General features: G+C 67.8%; 15 protein-coding genes. 6 read left to right on the plus strand and 9 right to left on the minus strand.

What is annotated here, in order from left to right:
- Nucleotides 1-2: 2 nt before the first annotated feature.
- The 3 genes from AC5RUO_RS10605 to sufU all read left to right on the plus strand — a co-directional run bounded on the left by AC5RUO_RS10605 (nt 3) and on the right by sufU (nt 4733).
- Nucleotides 3-2540: a LuxR C-terminal-related transcriptional regulator gene (locus AC5RUO_RS10605; protein WP_494103478.1), complete on the plus strand. Its 2538-nt coding sequence runs from the start codon at nt 3-5 to the stop codon at nt 2538-2540.
- Between the two features lie 395 nt (nt 2541-2935).
- The gene (locus AC5RUO_RS10610; RefSeq protein WP_494010583.1) at nt 2936-4261 is read left to right on the plus strand and encodes a SufS family cysteine desulfurase; all 1326 of its coding nucleotides are present in this window, start codon (nt 2936-2938) and stop codon (nt 4259-4261) included.
- A gap of 22 nt (nt 4262-4283) precedes the next feature.
- Nucleotides 4284-4733, plus strand: coding sequence for a Fe-S cluster assembly sulfur transfer protein SufU (gene sufU, locus AC5RUO_RS10615; protein WP_494103479.1), 450 nt, complete (start codon nt 4284-4286; stop codon nt 4731-4733).
- Between the two features lie 61 nt (nt 4734-4794).
- Here sufU and AC5RUO_RS10620 read toward each other — a convergent pair whose 3' ends face one another.
- The 3 genes from AC5RUO_RS10620 to AC5RUO_RS10630 are packed head-to-tail and all read right to left on the minus strand — an operon-like array spanning nt 4795 to nt 7068.
- The gene (locus AC5RUO_RS10620) at nt 4795-5016 is read right to left on the minus strand and encodes an SCO4848 family membrane protein (RefSeq protein ID WP_494010581.1); all 222 of its coding nucleotides are present in this window, start codon (nt 5014-5016) and stop codon (nt 4795-4797) included.
- Between the two features lie 4 nt (nt 5017-5020).
- Nucleotides 5021-5518 (minus strand): DUF2505 domain-containing protein, encoded by a 498-nt coding sequence (locus AC5RUO_RS10625; protein ID WP_494010580.1) that lies wholly within the window; start codon nt 5516-5518, stop codon nt 5021-5023.
- Between the two features lie 44 nt (nt 5519-5562).
- Complete coding sequence (locus tag AC5RUO_RS10630; RefSeq protein WP_494103480.1) at nt 5563-7068, minus strand: SDR family oxidoreductase; 1506 nt, start codon at nt 7066-7068, stop codon at nt 5563-5565.
- A gap of 225 nt (nt 7069-7293) precedes the next feature.
- On the opposite strand from AC5RUO_RS10630, the gene mfd reads away from it, so the two are divergent.
- Both mfd and AC5RUO_RS10640 read left to right on the plus strand, forming a co-directional pair.
- Nucleotides 7294-10983, plus strand: coding sequence for a transcription-repair coupling factor (mfd, locus tag AC5RUO_RS10635; protein WP_494103481.1), 3690 nt, complete (start codon nt 7294-7296; stop codon nt 10981-10983).
- A gap of 6 nt (nt 10984-10989) precedes the next feature.
- Nucleotides 10990-11802, plus strand: a complete 813-nt coding sequence (locus tag AC5RUO_RS10640) for a metal-dependent hydrolase (protein WP_494010700.1) — start codon at nt 10990-10992, stop codon at nt 11800-11802.
- Nucleotides 11803-11860: 58 nt separating this feature from the next.
- Here the strand turns inward: AC5RUO_RS10640 and AC5RUO_RS10645 are convergent, their stop codons facing one another.
- The 6 genes from AC5RUO_RS10645 to nirB all read right to left on the minus strand — a co-directional run bounded on the left by AC5RUO_RS10645 (nt 11861) and on the right by nirB (nt 18889).
- A complete protein-coding gene (locus tag AC5RUO_RS10645; protein ID WP_494010577.1) occupies nt 11861-12121 on the minus strand; it encodes a hypothetical protein in 261 nt (86 codons plus the stop codon).
- Nucleotides 12122-12176: 55 nt separating this feature from the next.
- Nucleotides 12177-12893, minus strand: coding sequence for a deoxyribose-phosphate aldolase (deoC, locus tag AC5RUO_RS10650; RefSeq protein WP_494103482.1), 717 nt, complete (start codon nt 12891-12893; stop codon nt 12177-12179).
- A gap of 97 nt (nt 12894-12990) precedes the next feature.
- Nucleotides 12991-13851, minus strand: coding sequence for an FAD-dependent oxidoreductase (locus AC5RUO_RS10655; protein ID WP_494103483.1), 861 nt, complete (start codon nt 13849-13851; stop codon nt 12991-12993).
- A gap of 210 nt (nt 13852-14061) precedes the next feature.
- Entirely contained in the window at nt 14062-15210 is a 1149-nt protein-coding gene (locus AC5RUO_RS10660; protein ID WP_494010574.1) for a uroporphyrinogen-III synthase, read from the minus strand.
- Between the two features lie 14 nt (nt 15211-15224).
- A complete protein-coding gene (gene cobA / locus AC5RUO_RS10665; RefSeq protein WP_494103484.1) occupies nt 15225-16259 on the minus strand; it encodes a uroporphyrinogen-III C-methyltransferase in 1035 nt (344 codons plus the stop codon).
- A gap of 2 nt (nt 16260-16261) precedes the next feature.
- The gene (nirB, locus tag AC5RUO_RS10670; RefSeq protein ID WP_494010572.1) at nt 16262-18889 is read right to left on the minus strand and encodes a nitrite reductase large subunit NirB; all 2628 of its coding nucleotides are present in this window, start codon (nt 18887-18889) and stop codon (nt 16262-16264) included.
- 269 nt (nt 18890-19158) lie between these two features.
- Between nirB and nirD the strand changes: the two genes are divergently transcribed.
- On the plus strand, nt 19159-19542 hold the full coding sequence (nirD, locus tag AC5RUO_RS10675; RefSeq protein ID WP_494010571.1) for a nitrite reductase small subunit NirD: 384 nt from the start codon (nt 19159-19161) through the stop codon (nt 19540-19542).
- Nucleotides 19543-19597: the final 55 nt, after the last annotated feature.

Raw genomic sequence — 19597 nt, forward strand, 5'->3', positions numbered from 1 at the left:
TCATGGCCGGTCCAGGCATCGGCAAGTCCTCGCTCACAGAGACGGTGGCAGAGCGGTTCAGGGGGGAGCTGAACGTCCTGCAGATCCATGGCAGCTCGGCGCTGGCAGCGGTGCCATTTGGTGTGCTGACCCCCTATACGACTGACCTGACCGCAGAGGAGTCGGTTTCGCCCGTAGCGGTCCTGCGGTCCATGTGGACGTATTTCGAGAAGCTGAAAGCCGGAAACGGCAATGCTGTCCTGCTGCTGGTGGACGATGCCCACCATCTGGATGAGGCCTCTGCGGGCGTGCTGGCGGACCTGATTTCGGCCGGCTGGGCGACAGTGGTGGCAGCGGCCAGGCCGCGGCCCGGACTCCCGCAGCCGCTGGACCAGTTGTGGTACGACGGCCTTGCGGAGCGCGTGGACCTGCGGCCCCTGAACCGGGAACAGATCGAGGAGGTTCTGGAGCACCTCCTCGCGGGAACAGTTCCTGCGGCCACCATTGACGCTGCCTGGAAAGCGTCCGGCGGCAATCCCCGCCTCCTGGATGCGCTGCTGCACGATGCCGCCGAAGCAGGGATCCTGTCCAAGCGGAACGGCATCTGGGTCCTGCTGGGCGCCCTGCCCTCTGATGGTGCCCGGCTGACGGCGGTGGTGGCCAAGGACCACCTCCGGCGGCGGCCCGAAGAACAGGAAGCACTCAAACTCATCGCCCTCGCCGGACCCGTTGGCAGGAAGGTCATCGAGGAGATCTGCGGGGCACCGGTGGTCCGTTTCCTGCTGGACCAGCAGATGGTGGTGGAAACGTCCGGTGTCCCGGCTGAACTTTCCCTGTGGAACAGCCTTTTCGCCGAGGCCATCAGGAACACCATCTCCGTGTCGCGCAGCCTGCAGCTGCAGGAAAAAATCCGAGCCCACCAGGACGGCACCGTGCTCCGTGGCGAAGGCCGGCTGCGGTCTGTGGAATGGGCCTTGGAATGCGGACTTAGTGTGCCTGACGCCGACATGCTCGAATCCGCCATCGAGGCGTTGTCCCGGTACCGCAACCCCAGCGCGCGATCCATCGCGGCCAGGGTGCATGCCCCGGACCTCGTGCCGCTGGCGCAGGCGGTGCAGGCCCGAGCCCTGTACAACGAGGGGTCCTATGCTGATGCGGCCACCCTGCTCGACGAATGCTGGCTCCAGCTCACTGGCCATCCCCAGGGCCCGGCGGTCCTGCTGCTGCGGATATCGGCACACCAGGCGGCGGGGCACCAGCTGACCGCCGTCGCGGAGGACGTGCGGGAACAAACGGGCTCACCGGGGGAGGGGACCGGGACCTGGCAGGAGGATCTCCTCCGGTTGCTGAAGGCAGGGTCCGAGGTGGATAACCGTGCGCTGGCAGTGGCTGTGGAAACCGTCAGGGACCGTCCGTTGGGTGGCGGCCACCAGCCCGTGGCGGCCGTTGGTGACGCGCTGCTGGCACACGCGCTCACGGCCGCCGGCCGCCCTGCCGAGGGCCTGGATGCCGCACTCCTGGCCGCATCCGAACTGCCGCCCCTGGACGGCAGCCTGTTTTTCTTTCCCGAATTCGTGCTGGGCCGCCTGGTGGTCACCTACCTGGCCATGGGCGAATGGGAATCAGCGGAACGCGAGTTGAACAGCTACGCCACCCACCACGACGCCGGTGCGGCAACCTTCGACGGCAGCCTGCAGCTGCTCAGGGGCTACTCGCTGCTGCGCCAGGGCCGGATGGAGCGTGCGTACCAGTTGCTGCTGCCGGCCGTGGAGGCACTGAGGCTCAATGACCCGCTCCACCTGTTCCGCTTTGGGTCTTCCCTTGGTTTCTACGTCGCGGCGCGGCTGGGGGATGCGGCCCAGGCCAAGCGCCTGGAACAGGACTACAAGGATGCTGTTGCAGGTGGGCCGCAGCATGACCTCCTGGCTGGCGCATATGCCGCCGCGGCCGGCGAATACCTGGCCCACGACGGCAAGGGCCTCGCCTCGCTGCATACCATGATGACTGCCGCGGAAGCAGCCGGGCGGACGGGCCACCTGCTGGAGCTTCTGGCCGTGTGCTGGGATTTGGGGGATCCTTCGGTAATCCCCATGGTGAAGGACACTGCAGGTGCCGTGCAGGGACGCTGGGCTGCTGCCATGCTGACCTTGGCCACCGGCTGGGAAGCTGCCGACGGCGATGCCCTGATGGCAACCGCCACATCGCTGGAGGAGTCCGGCTTCGTCAACCTTGCCCGCGAGGCGTACGCCCGTGCCAGCACGGTACTGGAGCAGGCCGGGGAACGCCGCCGGTCCCGGCAGGCGGTGGCCCAGCGGGAGAAGTGCGACCACGAACTGGGAGAACGGTTCCGCGAAGGACGCTTTATCGCCGCAGCCCCCGCGGTGCACCTGACCCGCCGGGAACAGGACATCGTGGAGCTTGCGGTCCAGGGCCTCACCGACCGTGAGATAGCCCAGCGCCTCATGGTTTCGGTCCGGACCGTGGAAGGACACCTGTACCGTACCTACGTCAAGCTGGGTGTGCGGAGCAGGGAGGAACTGGAGTCCGCGCTGCCCAAGTAGGCATTGCTACCTGCTTTTCTCCGTGCAGCCTGTACCGCGACGCCGTCAGCTGCCCAAGTAGTTCCTTGCCGCGGAAAACGAGTACACCCTACTCGTGTGCAGAGGGCTACTGCAGGATTTACTTAAGGAGGCAAAGGAGCGGCGGGAGGGAAACCGCAGAGATTGCCTGCAGGACATCAAGGCCTCTATCGACTTCCGGCCCCCAGGGACCGGGCCGAGACGGGGCCGGCGGCGTCAGAGTCTTCTGAGACCGAGACTCTCCCCCCAGCCGTCGCCGGCCCTCCGCTCCGCGGGCGAAGCCCGGAGCGGCTGTGGCGGCTGCCCCCGTGGGCGGCCGCCACAGCCGTGCTGTGGGACAATTGAGTGTCATCCGTTGGCATCTCAAGGAGATCGTTTTGGCCGTAGTAGCAACGCCAGCCACGCTGGAGCAGGCCCTGCCGGTGATGGATAACGCCGAAGTGATGCGCATCCGGAACGACTTTCCGGTCCTCCACCAGCTCGTCAACGGACGCCCCCTGGTCTACCTGGATTCGGGAGCCACCTCGCAGAACCCCGTGAGCGTCATGGAAGCCGAGCAGGAGTTCTATGAGCAGCGGAACGCCGCGGTCCACCGGGGCGCCCACCATCTCGCTGTGGAGGCCACAGAGGCCTTTGAAGACGCCCGGCAGACCGTGGCTGACTTTGTTGGTGCCGACTACTCCGAGACCATTTGGACGTCCAACGCCACCGAGGGCCTCAACCTCATCTCCTACGCGCTGTCCAACGCCGGGCTCTGGGCTTCGCAGGGCCGGGGCGATGCCGGACTGAAGGATCTCGCGCTGGTTCCCGGGGACGAGATCGTGGTCACCGAGATGGAGCACCACGCAAACCTCATACCGTGGCAGGAACTGGCTTTCCGTACCGGCGCCACGCTCCGCTACATCCCCATCGATGATGCCGGAAGCCTCAGGATGGACCAGGCTGCGGAGATCATCGGCAGCCGCACCAGGGTGCTTGCCTTCACCCACGCCTCCAACGTCCTGGGGACCATCAACCCGGTCCGCGAACTCGTGGCACTTGCCCGGGCAGCCGGCGCACTGGTGGTCCTGGACGCGTGCCAGTCGGCACCCCACCTTCCGCTGAAGGTCAAGGACCTGGACGTGGACTTCGCCGTCTTCTCCGGGCACAAGATGCTGGCCCCCACGGGCATCGGCGTCCTCTACGGCAAGCAGGAACTGCTGGATATCCTGCCGCCCTTCCTCACCGGCGGCTCGATGATCACCACCGTGACCATGGAGCGGGCAGAGTACCTGCCCGCGCCCCAGCGTTTTGAGGCCGGTACGCAGCGGATCTCCCAGGCAGTGGCCCTGGCCGCCGCCGCCAACTACCTCACAGAAACCGGGCTGGACCGGATCCACCGCTGGGAGGCCGAACTCGGTGCGCGGATGGTGGCAGGCCTGGAATCGCTCCCCGGCATCAGGGTCCTGGGGCCCGAAGCCGGGAAGGAGCGGATCGGACTGGCCGCGTTCGACGTCGAGGGCGTTCACGCTCACGATGTAGGGCAGTTCCTGGATTCCCGCGGAATCGCGGTGCGCGTTGGCCACCACTGTGCCCAGCCGTTGCACCGCAGGCTGGGCCTGACGGCCACCACCCGGGCAAGCACCTACCTGTACAACACCACGGACGACGTGGACCAGTTCCTGGATGCCGTGTCCGGCGTGCGGGCCTACTTCGGCGCCTAGCCCGAGGATAGAAGGTAAACCCATGAGCCTTGACCAGCTGTACCAGCAGATCATCCTCGACCACTCCAAGGCGCGGCACGGCAGCGGCCTGGCCGCGACCGAGGCCCCGGCGGGGGCATCCATCGGCCAATCCCACCAGCTCAACCCGGTCTGCGGGGATGAAGTGACGCTGCGCCTGGCCGTGGAGGATGGACGGATCGCCCAGGTTTCCTGGGACGGCGCGGGCTGCTCAATTTCGATGGCTTCGGCGTCGGTGCTCACTGAACTGGCCGAGGGCATGACCGTGGCGGAACTGCATCAAGTCATCGACAGTTTCCGGGAGGTTTTGCGCTCTCGTGGGAAGGTCCATGCGGATCCGGAACTGTTGAGGGACGCCGCCGCGTTCGAGGGTGTGGCCCGCTATGCAGCCCGCGTGAAATGCGCCATGATCTCCTGGGTGGCCGCCGAGGATGCCCTTAACCAGGCAGCCTGACCTACCGTAAACGCGAAAAGGCTCTCCTCCCGCCGGGAGGAGAGCCTTTTGGCATGCAGGGTCAGCCGAACAGTGCCATGATGCCGATGAGTGCCGTTGCGGCACCGAGCACCATGGAGACGCTCACCAGCACCACGTGGACGGTGAGGAACTTGGTGGCCTTGCCGGCCCCGTCCCGGGCCCGGGGATCCTTCATGACCCGCCGCAGGAACTGCGGCCAGACCACCAGGGACCAGACGCCGGCCACAATCAGGACCAGGGCCGCGATAACGGGCAGTTCCACCGGGTTAGTGGCTTTCCAGCCAGGCCTGCGCCTGCTGTGCCTGCAGGTTCAGTGCCTTGGCCACCATGGGCTCGGCAGCGTCGGCGATCTTGCCGCCCAGGAAAGGCACGGAGGACTTGACCTCGCCCTCGAGCTCAACGCGGGTTCCGCTGGCCTCGGCCACCAGGCGCTGGACGGCGGTGACGTCCACGGGTGCGCCGGCGATCTTGACGGTGATGTTGCTCTGGCGGGAGCCGTCTTCCGCGGGGGCGTTCCAGCTTTCCACCTGGGTCACTTTCAGGTGCTCACCCACGAACTTGCGGGCAAATTCGGGCAGGCGGGTGGTGGGAAGGGTGCGCACCGAGGTGGCGTTGAACGCGCCGGCGACGTCACCGTCCACGGTGAAAGATTCCAGGTTTCCGCCCACCAGCTGGCTGACGTGGCGCTGGAAGTCCTCGTTCACCAGGACAGCTGCGACGCTGTCGACGGAGTGCGGAAGGGAAGTGGTTGCGCTCAGGGCCATGGGTCCTCCTGGGACATTGGGGAACGGATTTAACTCAAGACATCCTACGGGGTCCCGGCCGGCCGCTCCGCATCGATGAGCTTTTGTGCCGCCCCGGTGATGTTCCGGGCCATCGCCGGGAAGATCAGGCTGTGGAACGGCAGGACCGCCAGCCAGTAGAGCCGGCCGCTGAGTCCCTTGGGGAAGAAGATGGCCCGCTGCCGGTACAGGCTGCCGGTGCCGTCGGGTTCCATGGACAGTTCCAGCCATGCCCGGCCGGGCACCCGCATCTCGGCCCGCAGCCGGAGCAGCCTGCCGCGGTCGATCCGTTCCACGCGCCACCAGTCCACCACCTCCCCGGCGGCCAGCATCTTGGGGTGCCGGCGCCCGCGCAGGAGCCCGGCCCCGCCGGTCAGCTTGTCCAGCCAGCCGCGCACCTGCCACGCAAGCGGGAGCGAGTACCAGCCGTTCCGGCCGCCGATTCCCTCGATAATCGTCCACAGGTGTTCCGGGTCCACGTCCCCGTGGAAGGTGCGTTCGTCGATGTAGACCGTGTGGCCGGACCAGTCGGGATCGCTCGGCAGGGGATCGGACGCCACTCCGGCATTTGCCCAGGTGGTCTCCACCTGGCCGTCCCGTTCCTTGCCCAGAGCCAGCGCGACGGCGGTGCGGTACGGCGTCAACCCGCCGTCGGGCTGGGGGATGAACCTGTCGATGTCATGCTCGCTGGATATGGCGTCGTGCTGCAGGGACTGGACCAGGGGGAAAGCCATGGACAGCGGGATGGGCGTGGTGAGCGCCACCCACATCCCGGCGAGCTTAGGGGCCGGGACCGGCAGGGCCAGCACCACCCGGTAGGGCAGGCCGGCTTCGGCGGCGTACTCCTTCATCATTGCCGCGTACGTGAGCACCTGGCGGCAGCCGATATCGAAGGTCCGGTTGATGGGCCCCTCCACGGATGCCGCGGCCACCAGGTAGTACAGGACGTCCCGCACGGCGATCGCTTCGATCCGGTTCCGGACCCAGCTGGGCGCCGGCATCAGGGGCAGCGTCTCGGACAGGTGCCGGATCATCTCGAAGGACGCCGAGCCGGAGCCGATCACCACGCCCGCCTGGAAGACAATGGCGTCCACCTGGCCGTCCAGGAATACCTGGCCCACTGCCTCCCTGGACCGCATGTGGGTGGATAATTCCACGCCCTGCGGATGCAGGCCGCCGAGGTACACCATCCTGGCCACCCCCGCATCAGCCGCCGCTTGGGCCGCGATGCCGGCCATCGCCTTCTCCTTGGCTTCGAAACCCGCCCCGGCAGCCATGGAGTGCACCAGGTAGTAGAAGACGTCGACGCCGTCCAGCGCCTTCCGCAGCGCGTCGCCGTCGTCCAGGCTGCTTTCCACCACCTCCACCTTGCCCCGCCACGGCACCCCGGCAATCTTGTCCGGTGACCTGACCAGCACCTTGACGGTGTGGCCTGCCTCAAGGAGCCGGGGCACCAGCCGGCCACCGATGTAGCCGGTGGCTCCCGTCACCAGGACTGTCTTGGGAATGTGGGGTGCATTGGTTCCGGTCATGCTCGCTCCTGTTCGTCCTCAGCAGTTCGGAGCGGCGGCCTGTCCGGACGGCCGCCCCGGTAAATGAGTGGGCCCTGCCAGCCTAAGTGCAGGATCCGCTGGCGGGACTGCCGGGGCCCGGAATGTCGCCGGTGCGCGGTAGGCTGGAGGTTACCCGGGATTCGCAGCGAATTTCGGGTTTTCGCGTTGCCTGCGATCCCCTTGAACACCACAGGAGCTTCTGCCATGAGCCTTCCCGGCCCGTCCGCCGCCGGCCAATCCACTGCAGGCCCGTCGCTGGATGGCCTGCGGCGCGTCCTCGCCGAGGACCAGACGTTCGCGCGCGTCCGGGCGGAAGCCGCCAGGGGATTCAGCGTCCGGGGCCAGGATTACCAGATCAGCGCGCCCGCCGGGCTGCGTCCCGTGCTGCTCGCCGAGATGTCCGACGGCCTCAGGGCCGCCGGGCCAGAAGAGTCCGACGGCGGCGGGCCGGGCGTGGTCCTCGCCGTCACCGCCACCGGCCGGGAGGCGGAGGACCTGGCGGCGGCACTTCGCGCCTACCTGCCCGCGGGTGCCGTGGCCGAGTTCCCCAGCTGGGAAACGCTGCCGCACGAGCGCCTCTCGCCGCGTTCGGACACGGTGGGACGGCGGCTGGCCGTCCTGCGCCGGCTGGCCCATCCGGAGAGTTCGGCAGCGGGCCGGCTCCGGGTGGTGGTGGCGCCCGTCCGGGCCGTGGTCCAGCCCGTGGTGGCCGGACTCGGTGACCTGGTGCCGGTCATGTTGAAGGTGGGCCAGGACATCCCGTTCACGGACGTGGTGCGGAGCCTCGCCGATGCCGCCTACGCCCGGGTGGACATGGTGACGCACCGGGGCGAGTTCGCCGTCCGCGGCGGCATCATCGACGTGTTCCCGCCCACCGAGGACCACCCCATCCGCGTGGAGTTCTTTGGCGATGAGGTGGACCAGATGCGCTGGTTCGCTGTGGCCGACCAGCGCTCGCTGTCAGCCCCCGGAATCCACCACCCCACCGAACTGCATGCGCCGCCCTGCCGGGAAATCCTCATCACCCCGTCCGTGATGTCCCGCGCCGCGACGCTCAAGTCCCAGCTCCCGGCCGCCGCCGACATGCTGGAGAAGATCGCCGGCGGCATCGCCGTGGAGGGCATGGAGTCCCTGGCGCCGGTGCTGGTGGACGCCATGGTCCCGTTCGTGGACCAGCTTCCTGCCGACTCCATTGCCGTTGTCATCGAGCCCGAGAAGGTCCGCACCCGCGCCCACGACCTCGCCGCCACCAACGAGGAATTCCTGGAGGCGGCTTGGTCCACGGCGTCCGACGGCGGGACGGCGCCTTTGGACCTCAGCTCGCAGGCGTCGGCGGCGCTGCACTCGGCGAGCTTCCGCTCGCTGGGCGAGACCCGCGCGTCCTCGCTGGAGCACGGCGTCTCCTGGTGGTCCATCACCTCGCTGGCCCAGGACGCGGAACTGCTCCCGGAGATCGACGTCCTGAACCTGCACGCACGGGAGCCCCGCGGCTACCAGGGCGACGTGGCGGAAATGATGGACTTCATCGGTTCGCATGTGCGCGACCAGTGGCGGATCGTCGTGGCCACTGAAGGTCCCGGTCCCGCACAGCGCCTGGCGGAACTGTTCCACGACGCCGATATCCCCTGCGCCCGGGTGGACAGCCTGGACCACGAGCCCCAGCCGGGGATCATCGAGGTGACCACCGCCGCCGTCGGACGCGGTTTTGTCCTGGACGGCCTGAAGCTGGGACTGCTCACGGAAGCCGACCTGCTGGGCCGGACCTCCGCAGCCTCCACCAAGGACATGCGGCGGATGCCGTCCAAACGGCGCAACGCCGTCGACCCCCTGCAGCTGGTGGCGGGGGACCATGTGGTCCACGAACAGCACGGTATCGGCCGGTTCGTCGAGCTGATCCAGCGCAAGGTGGCGGGCGGAGCCGACGGCGTACGCGAGTACCTGGTGCTGGAGTACGCGCCGTCCAAGCGGGGCGCACCGGGGGACCGGCTGTTCGTGCCCACTGACCAGCTGGACCAGGTGACCCGCTACGTGGGCGGGGACACCCCGGTCCTGAGCAAGATGGGCGGCGCGGACTGGGCGAGCACCAAGTCCAAGGCCCGCAAGGCCGTCAAGGAGATCGCCGGGGAGCTGATCCGGCTGTACTCGGCACGGATGGCCTCGCGCGGGCACGCCTTCGGCCCGGATACCCCGTGGCAGCGGGAACTGGAGGAAGCCTTCCCGTACGTCGAGACGCCGGACCAGTTGACCACCATCAACGAGGTCAAGGCGGACATGGAGCGGGAGATCCCGATGGACCGCCTGGTGTCCGGGGACGTGGGCTACGGCAAGACCGAGATCGCGGTGCGGGCGGCCTTCAAGGCGGTCCAGGACGGCAAACAGGTGGCCGTGCTGGTGCCCACCACCCTCCTGGCCCAGCAGCACTACGAAACCTTTACCGAACGGTTCTCCGGCTTCCCGCTGCGCGTCAAGCCGCTGTCCCGGTTCCAGGGTTCCAAGGAAGCGAAGGAGACGGCGGAAGGCGTCAAGAACGGCTCGGTGGACGTGGTGATCGGCACGCACCGGCTGCTGTCCAAGGACTTCGAGTTCAAGGACCTCGGACTGGTGATTGTGGACGAGGAGCAGCGGTTCGGCGTCGAGCATAAAGAGGCGCTGAAGAAGATGCGCACCAATGTGGACGTGCTGGCCATGAGCGCCACCCCGATTCCCCGGACACTCGAGATGTCGCTCACCGGCATCCGGGAGACCTCCACCCTGGCCACGCCGCCGGAGGAACGCCACCCCGTGCTGACCTACGTGGGCCCCTACACGGACAAGCAGACCTCCGCCGCGATCCGCAGGGAGCTGATGCGCGAAGGCCAGGTGTTCCTGGTCCACAACCGGGTGTCCACCATTGAACGGACGGCGGCGAAGATCCGCGAGCTGGTTCCGGAAGCCCGGGTGGAGGTGGCGCACGGCAAGATGTCCGAGAGCCGCCTGGAACAGATCATCGTGGACTTCTGGGAGCGGCGCTTCGACGTCCTGGTGTGTACCACCATCATCGAGACGGGCCTGGATATCTCGAACGCGAACACCCTGATCGTGGACGGTGCGGACAAGTACGGCCTGTCCCAGCTCCACCAGCTCCGCGGGCGCGTGGGCCGTGGCCGCGAGCGTGCCTACGCCTATTTCCTGTACCCGTCCGAGAAGCCGCTGGGGGAGGTGGCGCTGGAACGCCTCAAGGCCGTGGCAACGCACAACGAGCTCGGCGCGGGCATGCAGCTGGCCATGAAGGACCTGGAAATCCGCGGTGCCGGCAACCTGCTGGGTGGCGAACAGTCCGGCCACATCCAGGGTGTCGGCTTCGACCTCTACATCCGGCTGGTGGGCGAGGCCGTGGCGGACTTCCGCGGTGAGGCCGAGGAAAAGGCTGCCGAGATGAAGATCGAGCTGCCGGTCAACGCCCACCTTCCGCACGACTACGTTCCGGGCGAACGGCTGCGGCTCGAGGCCTACCGCAAGCTGGCGGCAGCGCAGACCAACGAGGCGATCGACGAGGTCTTCGCCGAACTGGTGGACCGCTACGGTGAGCTTCCGCTGCCGGCCCAGAACCTGGTGGCCGTGGCCCGGTTCCGGGTGGCTGCCCGCGAGGCAGGGTTGTCCGACGTGGCGCTGCAGGGCAACTTCATCAGGTTCTCGCCCGCGCAGTTGCCGGAGTCCAAGGTCATGCGCCTGAACCGGATGTACCCGGGATCGCAGTCCAAGCCCGCACTGGACGCGGTGCTGATCCCCAAACCAAAGACCGCGCGCATCGGCGGCCGGGACCTGCAGGACGCGGAAATCCTGGGATGGGCCGACGGCGTCATCCGGAACATCTTCTCCGACCAGTCCGTTCCCGTCGCTCAGACAGGGGCCTGACGGATGATGGGAGGACACCACGCCGCGTCGGGAGCCGCGGCGTGGGTAGCTGTTGCCTCCACGGGCCCCTACACGCTGGGCTGGTACCCGTTGGATCCAACCGGCATCCTGATTGGCGGCCTGGCCACTGCAGGAACGGCACTGGTCTGCGACTGGGACCACCGCTCCAGCACGGTGGCCCAGTCCCTGCCGCCGCTGTCCAACGCGATTGCCCGCGGGATTGAGAACGCCAGCGGCGGGCACCGGCAGGGAACGCATTCCATCCTGGGCGCGGGGGTCTTCGTCCTGCTGGCCGCGCTGGCGTCCCGGTTCCAGCTGGAGACCCCCTGGGGGCTCCTGTCCGTCGGTGCCGGCCTGCTGTGCATGTGCCTGATCAACATCGCGGCGAAGGCCCTGAAGCTTTTTCCCAAGAGCGGGTTCCTGACCAACTGGGCTTTCGCACTGGCGATGGCCGGACTGGTCACGGTGTATGCCCCGGAACAGTGGACCTGGCTGCCCGTGTCCATGTTCATTGGTGTGGTGGTGCACATCGTGGGCGACCTCATCACCACCGGGGGAGTCCCGCTCCTGTGGCCGCTGGTGGTCCGGCCCCCGAAGGCGCTGCGCAGGGTCCCGCTGCTGCGGTACGTGTGGCGGCCCAACGGGGCACTGTCCTTGCCACTGCTGGGACGGGCCGGCTCCAAGCGCGAGTGGCTGGTGCTGATCCCGGTGAGCGCGTACGCCATGGTGGGCATGACGGTGGCCGGCTGGTCCATTGCGCACAGCCAGTGGACGCGGATGGCCGATGCCGCCGTGGCCTGGACCAGGCTCTGGTTCTAGCGCACGAAAAAGGACCCCCGGACGGGCGTCCGGGGGTCCTTTTCGTACAAAAAGCTTCTTAGTGCTCGCCCGCTGAGTCCGAGCGGCCCCAAATGGTCTGCGGGATCCAGAACGCCAGGGCGAACAGCACCAGGCAGACGGCCATCGGCCAGGGGTTGCCGAGCGTGAGGAAGGACAGCGAGTAGATCGCCCCGAAGAACAGCGCCATGATGATCACGAACAGCACAATGCTGCCGGAGAGCTTGTTCTCGTTCTGCGGGGTCCGGACAGTGCGCTGGTCCGATGTGTCCTGGCCGGACGCGTTAATCTTGCTGGACAATTTCGTTCCTCCTCGGCCCCGCAGGGCTCAATCTGTGGCGGCGTCCGGCCTGCCGTCAGTAGGCGGCTGAACCCTGTTCACCCTTGACGATGGCAATACCGGAGCTGGCACCAATACGTGTTGCACCAGCAGCAATCATAGCCTGAGCATCGGCCAGGGAGCGCACGCCGCCGGAGGCCTTGACGCCCAGGTCCGGGCCCACGGTCCTGCGCATGAGGGCGATATCCTCGGCCGTGGCACCTCCACCGTTGAACCCTGTGGAAGTCTTGACGAAGTCCGCGCCGGCTTCCACGGCCGCCTGGCAGGCGAGGACCTTCTGGTCGTCCGTGAGAAGGGCGGTCTCAATGATCACCTTCAGGATGGCGCCGCTGGCATGCACCGCCTCCGCCACAGCGCTGATGTCCTCGATGAGTGCACCCTTGTCGCCGGCACGGGCGGCGGCAATGTTGATAACCATGTCCACCTCGTCGGCGCCGTCAAGCACGGCGCCGCGGGCTTCGAAGGCCTTGACGTCGGTGGGTGTGGCCCCCAGCGGGAAGCCGACCACCGAGCAGGTGAGGACGCCGGAGCCTTTCAGGGCATTCTTGACGGTCTTGACCCAGATGGGGTTCACGCACACGGACTTGAAGCCGTATTCGGCAGCCTCGGCGCACACTTTCAGGACGTCGGCCTCGGAGGCTTCGGGCTTCAACAGCGTGTGGTCGATGTAGGAGGCAATGCTCCCGGCATCAGCGGGGGCTGGCTGAACGGAAGGGGTGGCTTCGTTGCTCATGATGGTCCTTTCCGGGGGCCTTATGGGCCCCGGCACGTCCTGGAACTCGGTTCGGCACCATCTTGTCACAGCCGGGGCAACAGCAAGATGCGGCCGGTCAGGCGGCTGCCTGCAGGTCCGGCCCGGTTGAGGCCGCGGCCAGAAGCTGCGTGGCGCAGGCTCCCGCGGCGGAAGCTGCCGCCACGAGCAGGCCCAGCCGGACGCCGTCGTACGCTGCGGCGTCCCCGATGGCCCAGATGCCGGGGACGGACGTCCGGAAGTCCTGGCTGATGACAATTCCTCCGCTCGCCGCGGTCCGCAGTCCCGCGCTGGCAGCGAGGCTGTCCCGTGCCACCCGCTCTTCAGCCAGGACCACCAGGTCGCCGCTCATGCTGCTGCCGTCCTCGAAGACCACCGCGGAGGCCGCCAGCCCGGACACGGACTGCCCGGGGACGACGGCGGCCGGGCGGGCGGTGGTGCGGATGGGCCGCACGCCGCGGGCACGCAGGACGGCCTCAGCCTGGCCTGCAGCCGCCCCGTTGCCCACCAGGATCCCCAGCGGCCGCCTGCCCAGCTCCCGGGTCACCTGTCCCACGGCCTCGGCAATGCGTGCGGCGTCGTCGATGGTGGAGTAGCTCAGGCACTGCGCCGCCCCCTCCACGGGGTTGGCGACGGGGGATGATCCGGTAGCAATCACCAGGTTGTCGTAGGAGAATTCCAGGCCGTCGGCCGTGGCCACGGTCCGGTTCACGGCGTCGATGTGGCTGGCGGGCTGGCCGAACCGCACCGACACCTGGGGGAGCAGTGCAAGCTCCAGCAGTTCCTCCGGCGTGTCGTCCCGGCCGCTGAGGACCGTGATGGTGCCGGCGAAGCTTGCCCGGTCCAGCTGCCTGACCAGGGCCTGTGCGGCCGGGCCGGCTCCGGCGATGACGATGCGGGTGGCTGCGGAGGTGGACGGGGTGGGTGCCGGAGCGGACATGTGCTGGCCCTTTCGCTGGCGGCCTGGACGGCCGGAAGTTCGTGATGGAACCCAGCGTAGGGGGACGCTTTTACCGTTGTGTTTCCCCTCGGTTGCCGTTGTGAGGGGGCCCGTTCGACAGTTTTTACCGGCCGGTAACAGAACCGGTGACGCGGCTCTCATTCGGCCGGCGTCCGACACACGGGCCCCTCAAACGGGAGCAGCGGGGTGCTAGACGCGGATCCGGTAGCCCCGCTTGACCACGGTTTCCACCAGGCGTCCGTCCGGCAGCGAGGACCGCAGCCGGCTCACGGTCATGTCCAGGGCGTGGACCGATCCCCGCAGTTCCAGCAGTTCGGAGAGCGACTCGCGGGAGAGGACTGCACCACCGGCGCCGAGCAGCGCCCGCAGCAGCAGCAGCGGGGCAGGCGCCAGTTCCACCGGCTGGCCGTCGATGCGCAGGCTCCGCCCCCGCAGTTCGATGTTGCCGGACCTTGTTTCCAGGCGGCGGACGTGGTTCAGCGCCAGGTGCTCGCAGACCAGCCGGATTAGCGCCCCCATGCGGAAGCGTTCCGGGACCAGGGGCGCCACCCCGGCATCAATCAACGGCTGGGCGGTCACGGGACCCACCACCGCGGTGGTGACGTTGGTCTTCAGGCTGTCGATCAGCTGCTTGTAGACGCCCATCTCGTGCGCCGTGCTCCACATGGCATCGACGGCGGGGGCGCTGGTGAAGGTAAGGACGTCCAGGTTCCCGCTGCAGGCGGCCTCGATGAGGCGCGGAAGCTTGTCTTCGCCGTCGGGCTTCACCCAGCGGTAGGGCGTGACGGTCAGGACGGTGGCGCCGGACATGCGCAGGCGCTCCAGCTGGCGGACATCCGTGTAGCCGTGCAGCTGCACGGCCACGGTCTTGCCCCGCACACCTTCGGTCAGCAGCATGTCCACCAGGGTGGCGGTGGTCTCGTCGCTGCTGATTCCGACGTCGGCGAGTCCGGCCGCGCGCACGGCGCCGCGCGCCTTCGGTCCCCGCACGAACATCCGGCACGCGCCCAGGGTCTCCAGGAGTTCCTCGCCGATGCCGAAGGAATCCGCGGCCTCGCACCAGCGCCGCATCCCGTAGGCGGTGGTGGCGATGCACAGGTCCGGCCTGGCCGCGATGATGGCGCGGGTGTCTTCGATGAGGCGCATGTCCTCCTGGACGGGGGCGATTTTCAGGGCAGGGGCGTGCAGCACTTCAGCGCCGCGGCGTTCCAGGGCATCGATCAGATCCTGGGACCTGCGGTCCGACGTGACGCCGATCCGGAAACCCTCCAGCGGGGCTTCTGCGGCATCGGGTGTTTCTTCGACCTGCGGTGTTTCGGCCGGTGCGAGTGCATTCATGGAGGTCAATCCTTTCACGAGCCCAGCAGCGAGGCCGCCAGCCTGTCCAGGTCGGCGGCGGCCTCAGCATGCCCGCGGTTGGCTTCCGCCACCCGAACCACCTCGCCGATGACCAGCACGGCCGGGTTGCTGCACCCGGCAGCGGCGGAGGCAATGGTGCCCAGGTCCGCGATGGTGGTCCGCTGGCCCGGGCGGTACCCGCGCTCGACGACGGCCATCGGCATGTCGGGGCGCATGCCTGCCCGGCGGAGTCCGGCGGCCAGCTGGTGGAGGGTGCCAATACCCATCAGCACCACGATGGTGCCGCCGAGGCCGGCCAGGTGCTGGTGCTCCTTTTCGGTGAGCGGCGCGTGGCCGGAAACCACGGTGAACATGTGGCTGACTTCGCGGTGCGTGACCGGGATGCCGGCAGCTGCCGGGACGGAGATGGCGCTGGTGACGCCGGACACCACATGGACCTTGACGCCGGCGGCCACGCAGGCGGCAACTTCCTCGCCGCCGCGGCCGAAGACGTACGGGTCGCCGCCCTTGAGGCGGACCACGTTGTTGCCGGCGAGGGCGCTTTCCACCATGAGCTTTTCGATGTCCGCCTGGCTGACCTTGTGGTGGCCCGGCTTCTTGCCCACATCCACCAGTTCGGCGGAGGTGAGGGACGGCAGCTCCTGGTACGGGGCCAGGCGGTCGTAGAACACCACGTCCGCGTCCCGCAGTGCCTTGACCGCGGCGACGGTCAGGAGTTCGGTGGTGCCGGGTCCGCCGCCCACCAGGGTGACGTGGCCGGCGGCACCGGCAGCGGGTTCGGCGGCCACCGGAATCCCGGTTTGCCGGCAGCGGTCCAGGAGAGCGTCCCAGCCGGGCTGGCCGTCGTCGACTGCCGCCACCAGGAACGGCCGCTCGGGCAGCGGGCCGTCATGGCCCGCGCCCTGCGGGGTGCTCAGGCGGTAGACGACGGCGCCCGCGGCTTCGTAGCGGCGCACCGCCTGCCGCGCGGCAGTGTCGGAGCCCGTGACCAGGACGTCGCGTCCGGTGAGGTCGATGCTGAGCTGCATGGCTATGCCTCGTTCTCGTTGCCGGCACGAACCGGGATGGAGGCCCCGATCAGGACCTTGCCCTTCTCTTCCGGCGTGGCGGGGCGCATCTGGCCGCGCTCGTCCGGGACGAAGGTGATGGAGTCGTCCTTCTGGTCCGGGGCGTTGACGAAGGAACGGAACCGGCGCAGGCGCTCGGGGTCCTTGAGGGTGTCGGCCCACTCGTCGATGTAGGTGTCCACGTGCTTGGCCATGGCCGCTTCAAGGTCCTCGGCGATGCCCAGGGTGTCCTTGACCACCACGTCCTCAACGTGCTTGATGCCGCCGTCGAGCTCTTCCTGCCAGCGGGCCGTGCGCTGCAGGCGGTCCGCAGTGCGGATGTAATACATGAAGTAGCGGTCAATGTACTTGATCAGCGTTTCGTCGTCGAGGTCCTTGGCGAGCAGTTGCGCGTGCGCAGGGGTTGCACCGCCGTTGCCGCCCACGTACAGGTTCCAGCCGTCTGCCGTGGCGATCACGCCCACGTCCTTGCCGCGGGCTTCGGCACACTCGCGGGCGCAGCCGGAGACACCCATCTTGAGCTTGTGCGGGCTCCGCAGGCCGCGGTAGCGGAGCTCCAGTTTGATGGCCATGGCCACCGAATCCTGGACGCCGAACCGGCACCAGGTGGAACCGACGCAGGACTTCACCGTGCGCAGGCTCTTGCCGTAGGCCTGGCCGGATTCGAAGCCGGCGTCCACCAGTTCTTTCCAGATCTCGGGGAGCTGTTCCAGCCGGGCGCCGAACATGTCGATCCGCTGGCCGCCGGTGATCTTGGTGTACAGGTTGTACTTCTCGGCCACGGCGGCGATGACGCCGAGCTTTTTGGGCGTGATCTCACCGCCGGCGATGCGCGGGACCACCGAGTAGGTGCCGTCCTTCTGCATGTTCGCCAGGGCGCGGTCGTTGGTGTCCTGGAGGGTCCCTCGGCCGGCGTCCAGCACATAGGCGCTGTTCTGGCTGGCCAGGATGTTGGCGATGGTGGGCTTGCAGATGTCGCAGCCTGCGCCCTTGCCGTACTTGGCCATGATCTCTTCGAAGGAGGTCAGTTCCAGGACGCGGATGGCGTCGAAGAGTTCCTGGCGGGACAGTTCGATGTGCTCGCAAAGGGCCTTGGAGACCTCGACGCCGGACTTGGTGAGTTCGGTTTCCAGCAGCTTCTTGAGCATCGGAACGCAGGAGCCGCACTGGGTGCCGGCACGGGTGCAGCCCTTGAGCTCGCCGAGTTCCTGGACGGGTGCGTTGCCCTCGCAGGCGCCGCAGCCGTTGATGGCGTCGCGGATGCTTCCCGCGGTGACGTTGTTGCAGGAACACAGGGTGGCGTCGTCCGGCAGCTCTGTTTCGGGGGCGTCGCCGCCGCCGGCGGCACTGAGGAACGCTCCGGGCTCGGCGGGAAGTTCGCGGCCGAGGAGCGGGCGGAGGCTCATGTACGGTGAGGCGTCGCCGACGAAGATGCCGCCCAGCAGGGTCTTGGCATCGTCGGTGGTGACGATCTTCTGGTAGACGCCGCGGGCGGGGTCGGCGTAGACAATCTCGAGGGCGTGCTCAGTCTTGGCAAAGGCGTCACCGAAGCTGGCCACGTCCACACCGGAGAGTTTCAGCTTGGTGGCGGTGTCGAATCCGGGGAACGTGGCGTCGCCGCCGTGGAGGCGGTCGGCCACGATCTCGGCCATGGTGTTCGCGGGAGCCACCAGACCCAGGCACATGCCGCCGTAGTTGGCCACCTCGCCGATGGCCCAGATGCCGGGTACTTCGGTTTCGCAGTAGTCGTTGATCACCACGCCGCCGCGGGGACCAAGGCTGAAGACCTGTTCCTCGCCCTCGGCGGCGCGGAAGAGTTCGTCGCGGGGCCGGACGCCGATGGCCACAATGACCATGTCCGCTTCGATGATGCGGCCGTCCGCCATGAGGACGCCGGTGACCTGGCCGTCGTCGGAGAGCACCTCGGACGGGAAGACGCCGCCGTGGACTTCGAAGCCCTTGGCCTTGATGAGCCGGCCCATTGCCTGCCCTGCGCCCTCGTCCAGCTGGGTGGCCATCAGCCACTGCGAGCCGTCAATGACGATGGGGTTTGCGCCCAGCTGTTCCGTGCCGGCGGCCGATTCGAGGCCGAGCAGGCCGCCACCGATGGTGACTGCATTGACCTTCCGGCCGAGCTTCTCAGTGAGTTCGGCAATTTTCTGGTTGATGGTCCAGACGTCTTCAAGCGTGCGGTAGACGTGGGTGAGCTCGTTGCCGGGGATGGGCAGGCGGGCGGCGTTCGAGCCGGTGGCCACCACCAGTTCGTCATAGGGGTAGGTGTTGCCGGTGGACGTCTCCACGGTCTTCGCGCCGGCGTTGATCTTCACAACGCGCTCGCCGGTCTTCAGCTCCAGCGAAGGGTGGTCCCACATGGAAGCGGATCCCAGGGTCAGGTCCACGCCGGTATCGGTGAGGGCCTTGGACAGCGCGACGCGGTCGTAGGGGAGGTGGGCTTCCTCGGTGAGGACCGTGACATGCCAGCCATCGAGGCCACGGGCATGCATTGCGTCCGCAAAACGGTGGGCCGCGGGGCCGCCGCCGGCGACGACAATGCGGCGCGTTGTCTCGGTGTTTGAAGTCTGTTCGGTCACTGTGGGCCTTTCGCATGGGCCGCAGCGGTGCTCCGGCCTTCTCTGACGAGTGTCCATCCAGACTAGGGAGAGGCAGTTTCGCCTCAGTTTCCCCTTTGTTTCGCGAACTTAACTTCTGCATCACGAACGCATTTCGGGCCGGGTTAGGTGTCTTTTACGCGCCGGACACATTTGCTGCATCCCCACGAAACACCCCGCGCCTAGCGTGGAACCCGGCCGCACAGGCAGCCACAACCCACGGACAACAAGCACAGGGAAAGGAGCCGGACATGACGGCAACACTGGAACTTGGGGCGCTCGACACCGCAACCGCCGAGGCCGGAGCGGCCGCCGCCGGGTGGCACCGGGTCTGCCACCTGAACGACCTGGAACCCTCCTGGGGTGAAGCGGCCCTGGTTGCCGGGCGCCAGATCGCCCTCTTCCGCACCGGGCCCGGTGAAGTCTTTGCGGTGGCCCACGAGGATCCGGCCACCGGCGCGCATGTCATGGCGCGCGGAATCCTTGGCTCCAGGGGGGCCCGGCCCACCATCGCCTCGCCCCTGCACAAAGAGGTCTACGACCTCGAAACCGGGGAGTGCTTCAGCGCTCCCGGCCTAAAGCTTGCCGCCTTCAGCAGCCGGATCGTCGACGGTTTCGTCGAAGTGGAGCTGTAGACAACAGCACATCATCCCGCACCACCCAGGAAAAGGGGCGCGCAGGCAGGCGCCC

Source organism: Arthrobacter sp. Y3221087, assembly GCF_059089905.1.

Bases quoted from the DNA above. Each gene is read 5' to 3' on its own strand.
- AC5RUO_RS10605 (WP_494103478.1), top strand. From the start codon at position 3: ATGGCCGGTCCAGGCATCGGCAAGTCCTCGCTCACAGAGACGGTGGCA.
- sufU (WP_494103479.1), top strand. From the start codon at position 4,284: ATGAGCCTTGACCAGCTGTACCAGCAGATCATCCTCGACCACTCCAAG.
- AC5RUO_RS10625 (WP_494010580.1), bottom strand. From the start codon at position 5,518: ATGGCCCTGAGCGCAACCACTTCCCTTCCGCACTCCGTCGACAGCGTC.
- AC5RUO_RS10630 (WP_494103480.1), bottom strand. From the start codon at position 7,068: ATGACCGGAACCAATGCACCCCACATTCCCAAGACAGTCCTGGTGACG.
- mfd (WP_494103481.1), top strand. From the start codon at position 7,294: ATGAGCCTTCCCGGCCCGTCCGCCGCCGGCCAATCCACTGCAGGCCCG.
- AC5RUO_RS10640 (WP_494010700.1), top strand. From the start codon at position 10,990: ATGGGAGGACACCACGCCGCGTCGGGAGCCGCGGCGTGGGTAGCTGTT.
- deoC (WP_494103482.1), bottom strand. From the start codon at position 12,893: ATGAGCAACGAAGCCACCCCTTCCGTTCAGCCAGCCCCCGCTGATGCC.
- AC5RUO_RS10655 (WP_494103483.1), bottom strand. From the start codon at position 13,851: ATGTCCGCTCCGGCACCCACCCCGTCCACCTCCGCAGCCACCCGCATC.
- AC5RUO_RS10660 (WP_494010574.1), bottom strand. From the start codon at position 15,210: ATGAATGCACTCGCACCGGCCGAAACACCGCAGGTCGAAGAAACACCC.
- cobA (WP_494103484.1), bottom strand. From the start codon at position 16,259: ATGCAGCTCAGCATCGACCTCACCGGACGCGACGTCCTGGTCACGGGC.
- nirD (WP_494010571.1), top strand. From the start codon at position 19,159: ATGACGGCAACACTGGAACTTGGGGCGCTCGACACCGCAACCGCCGAG.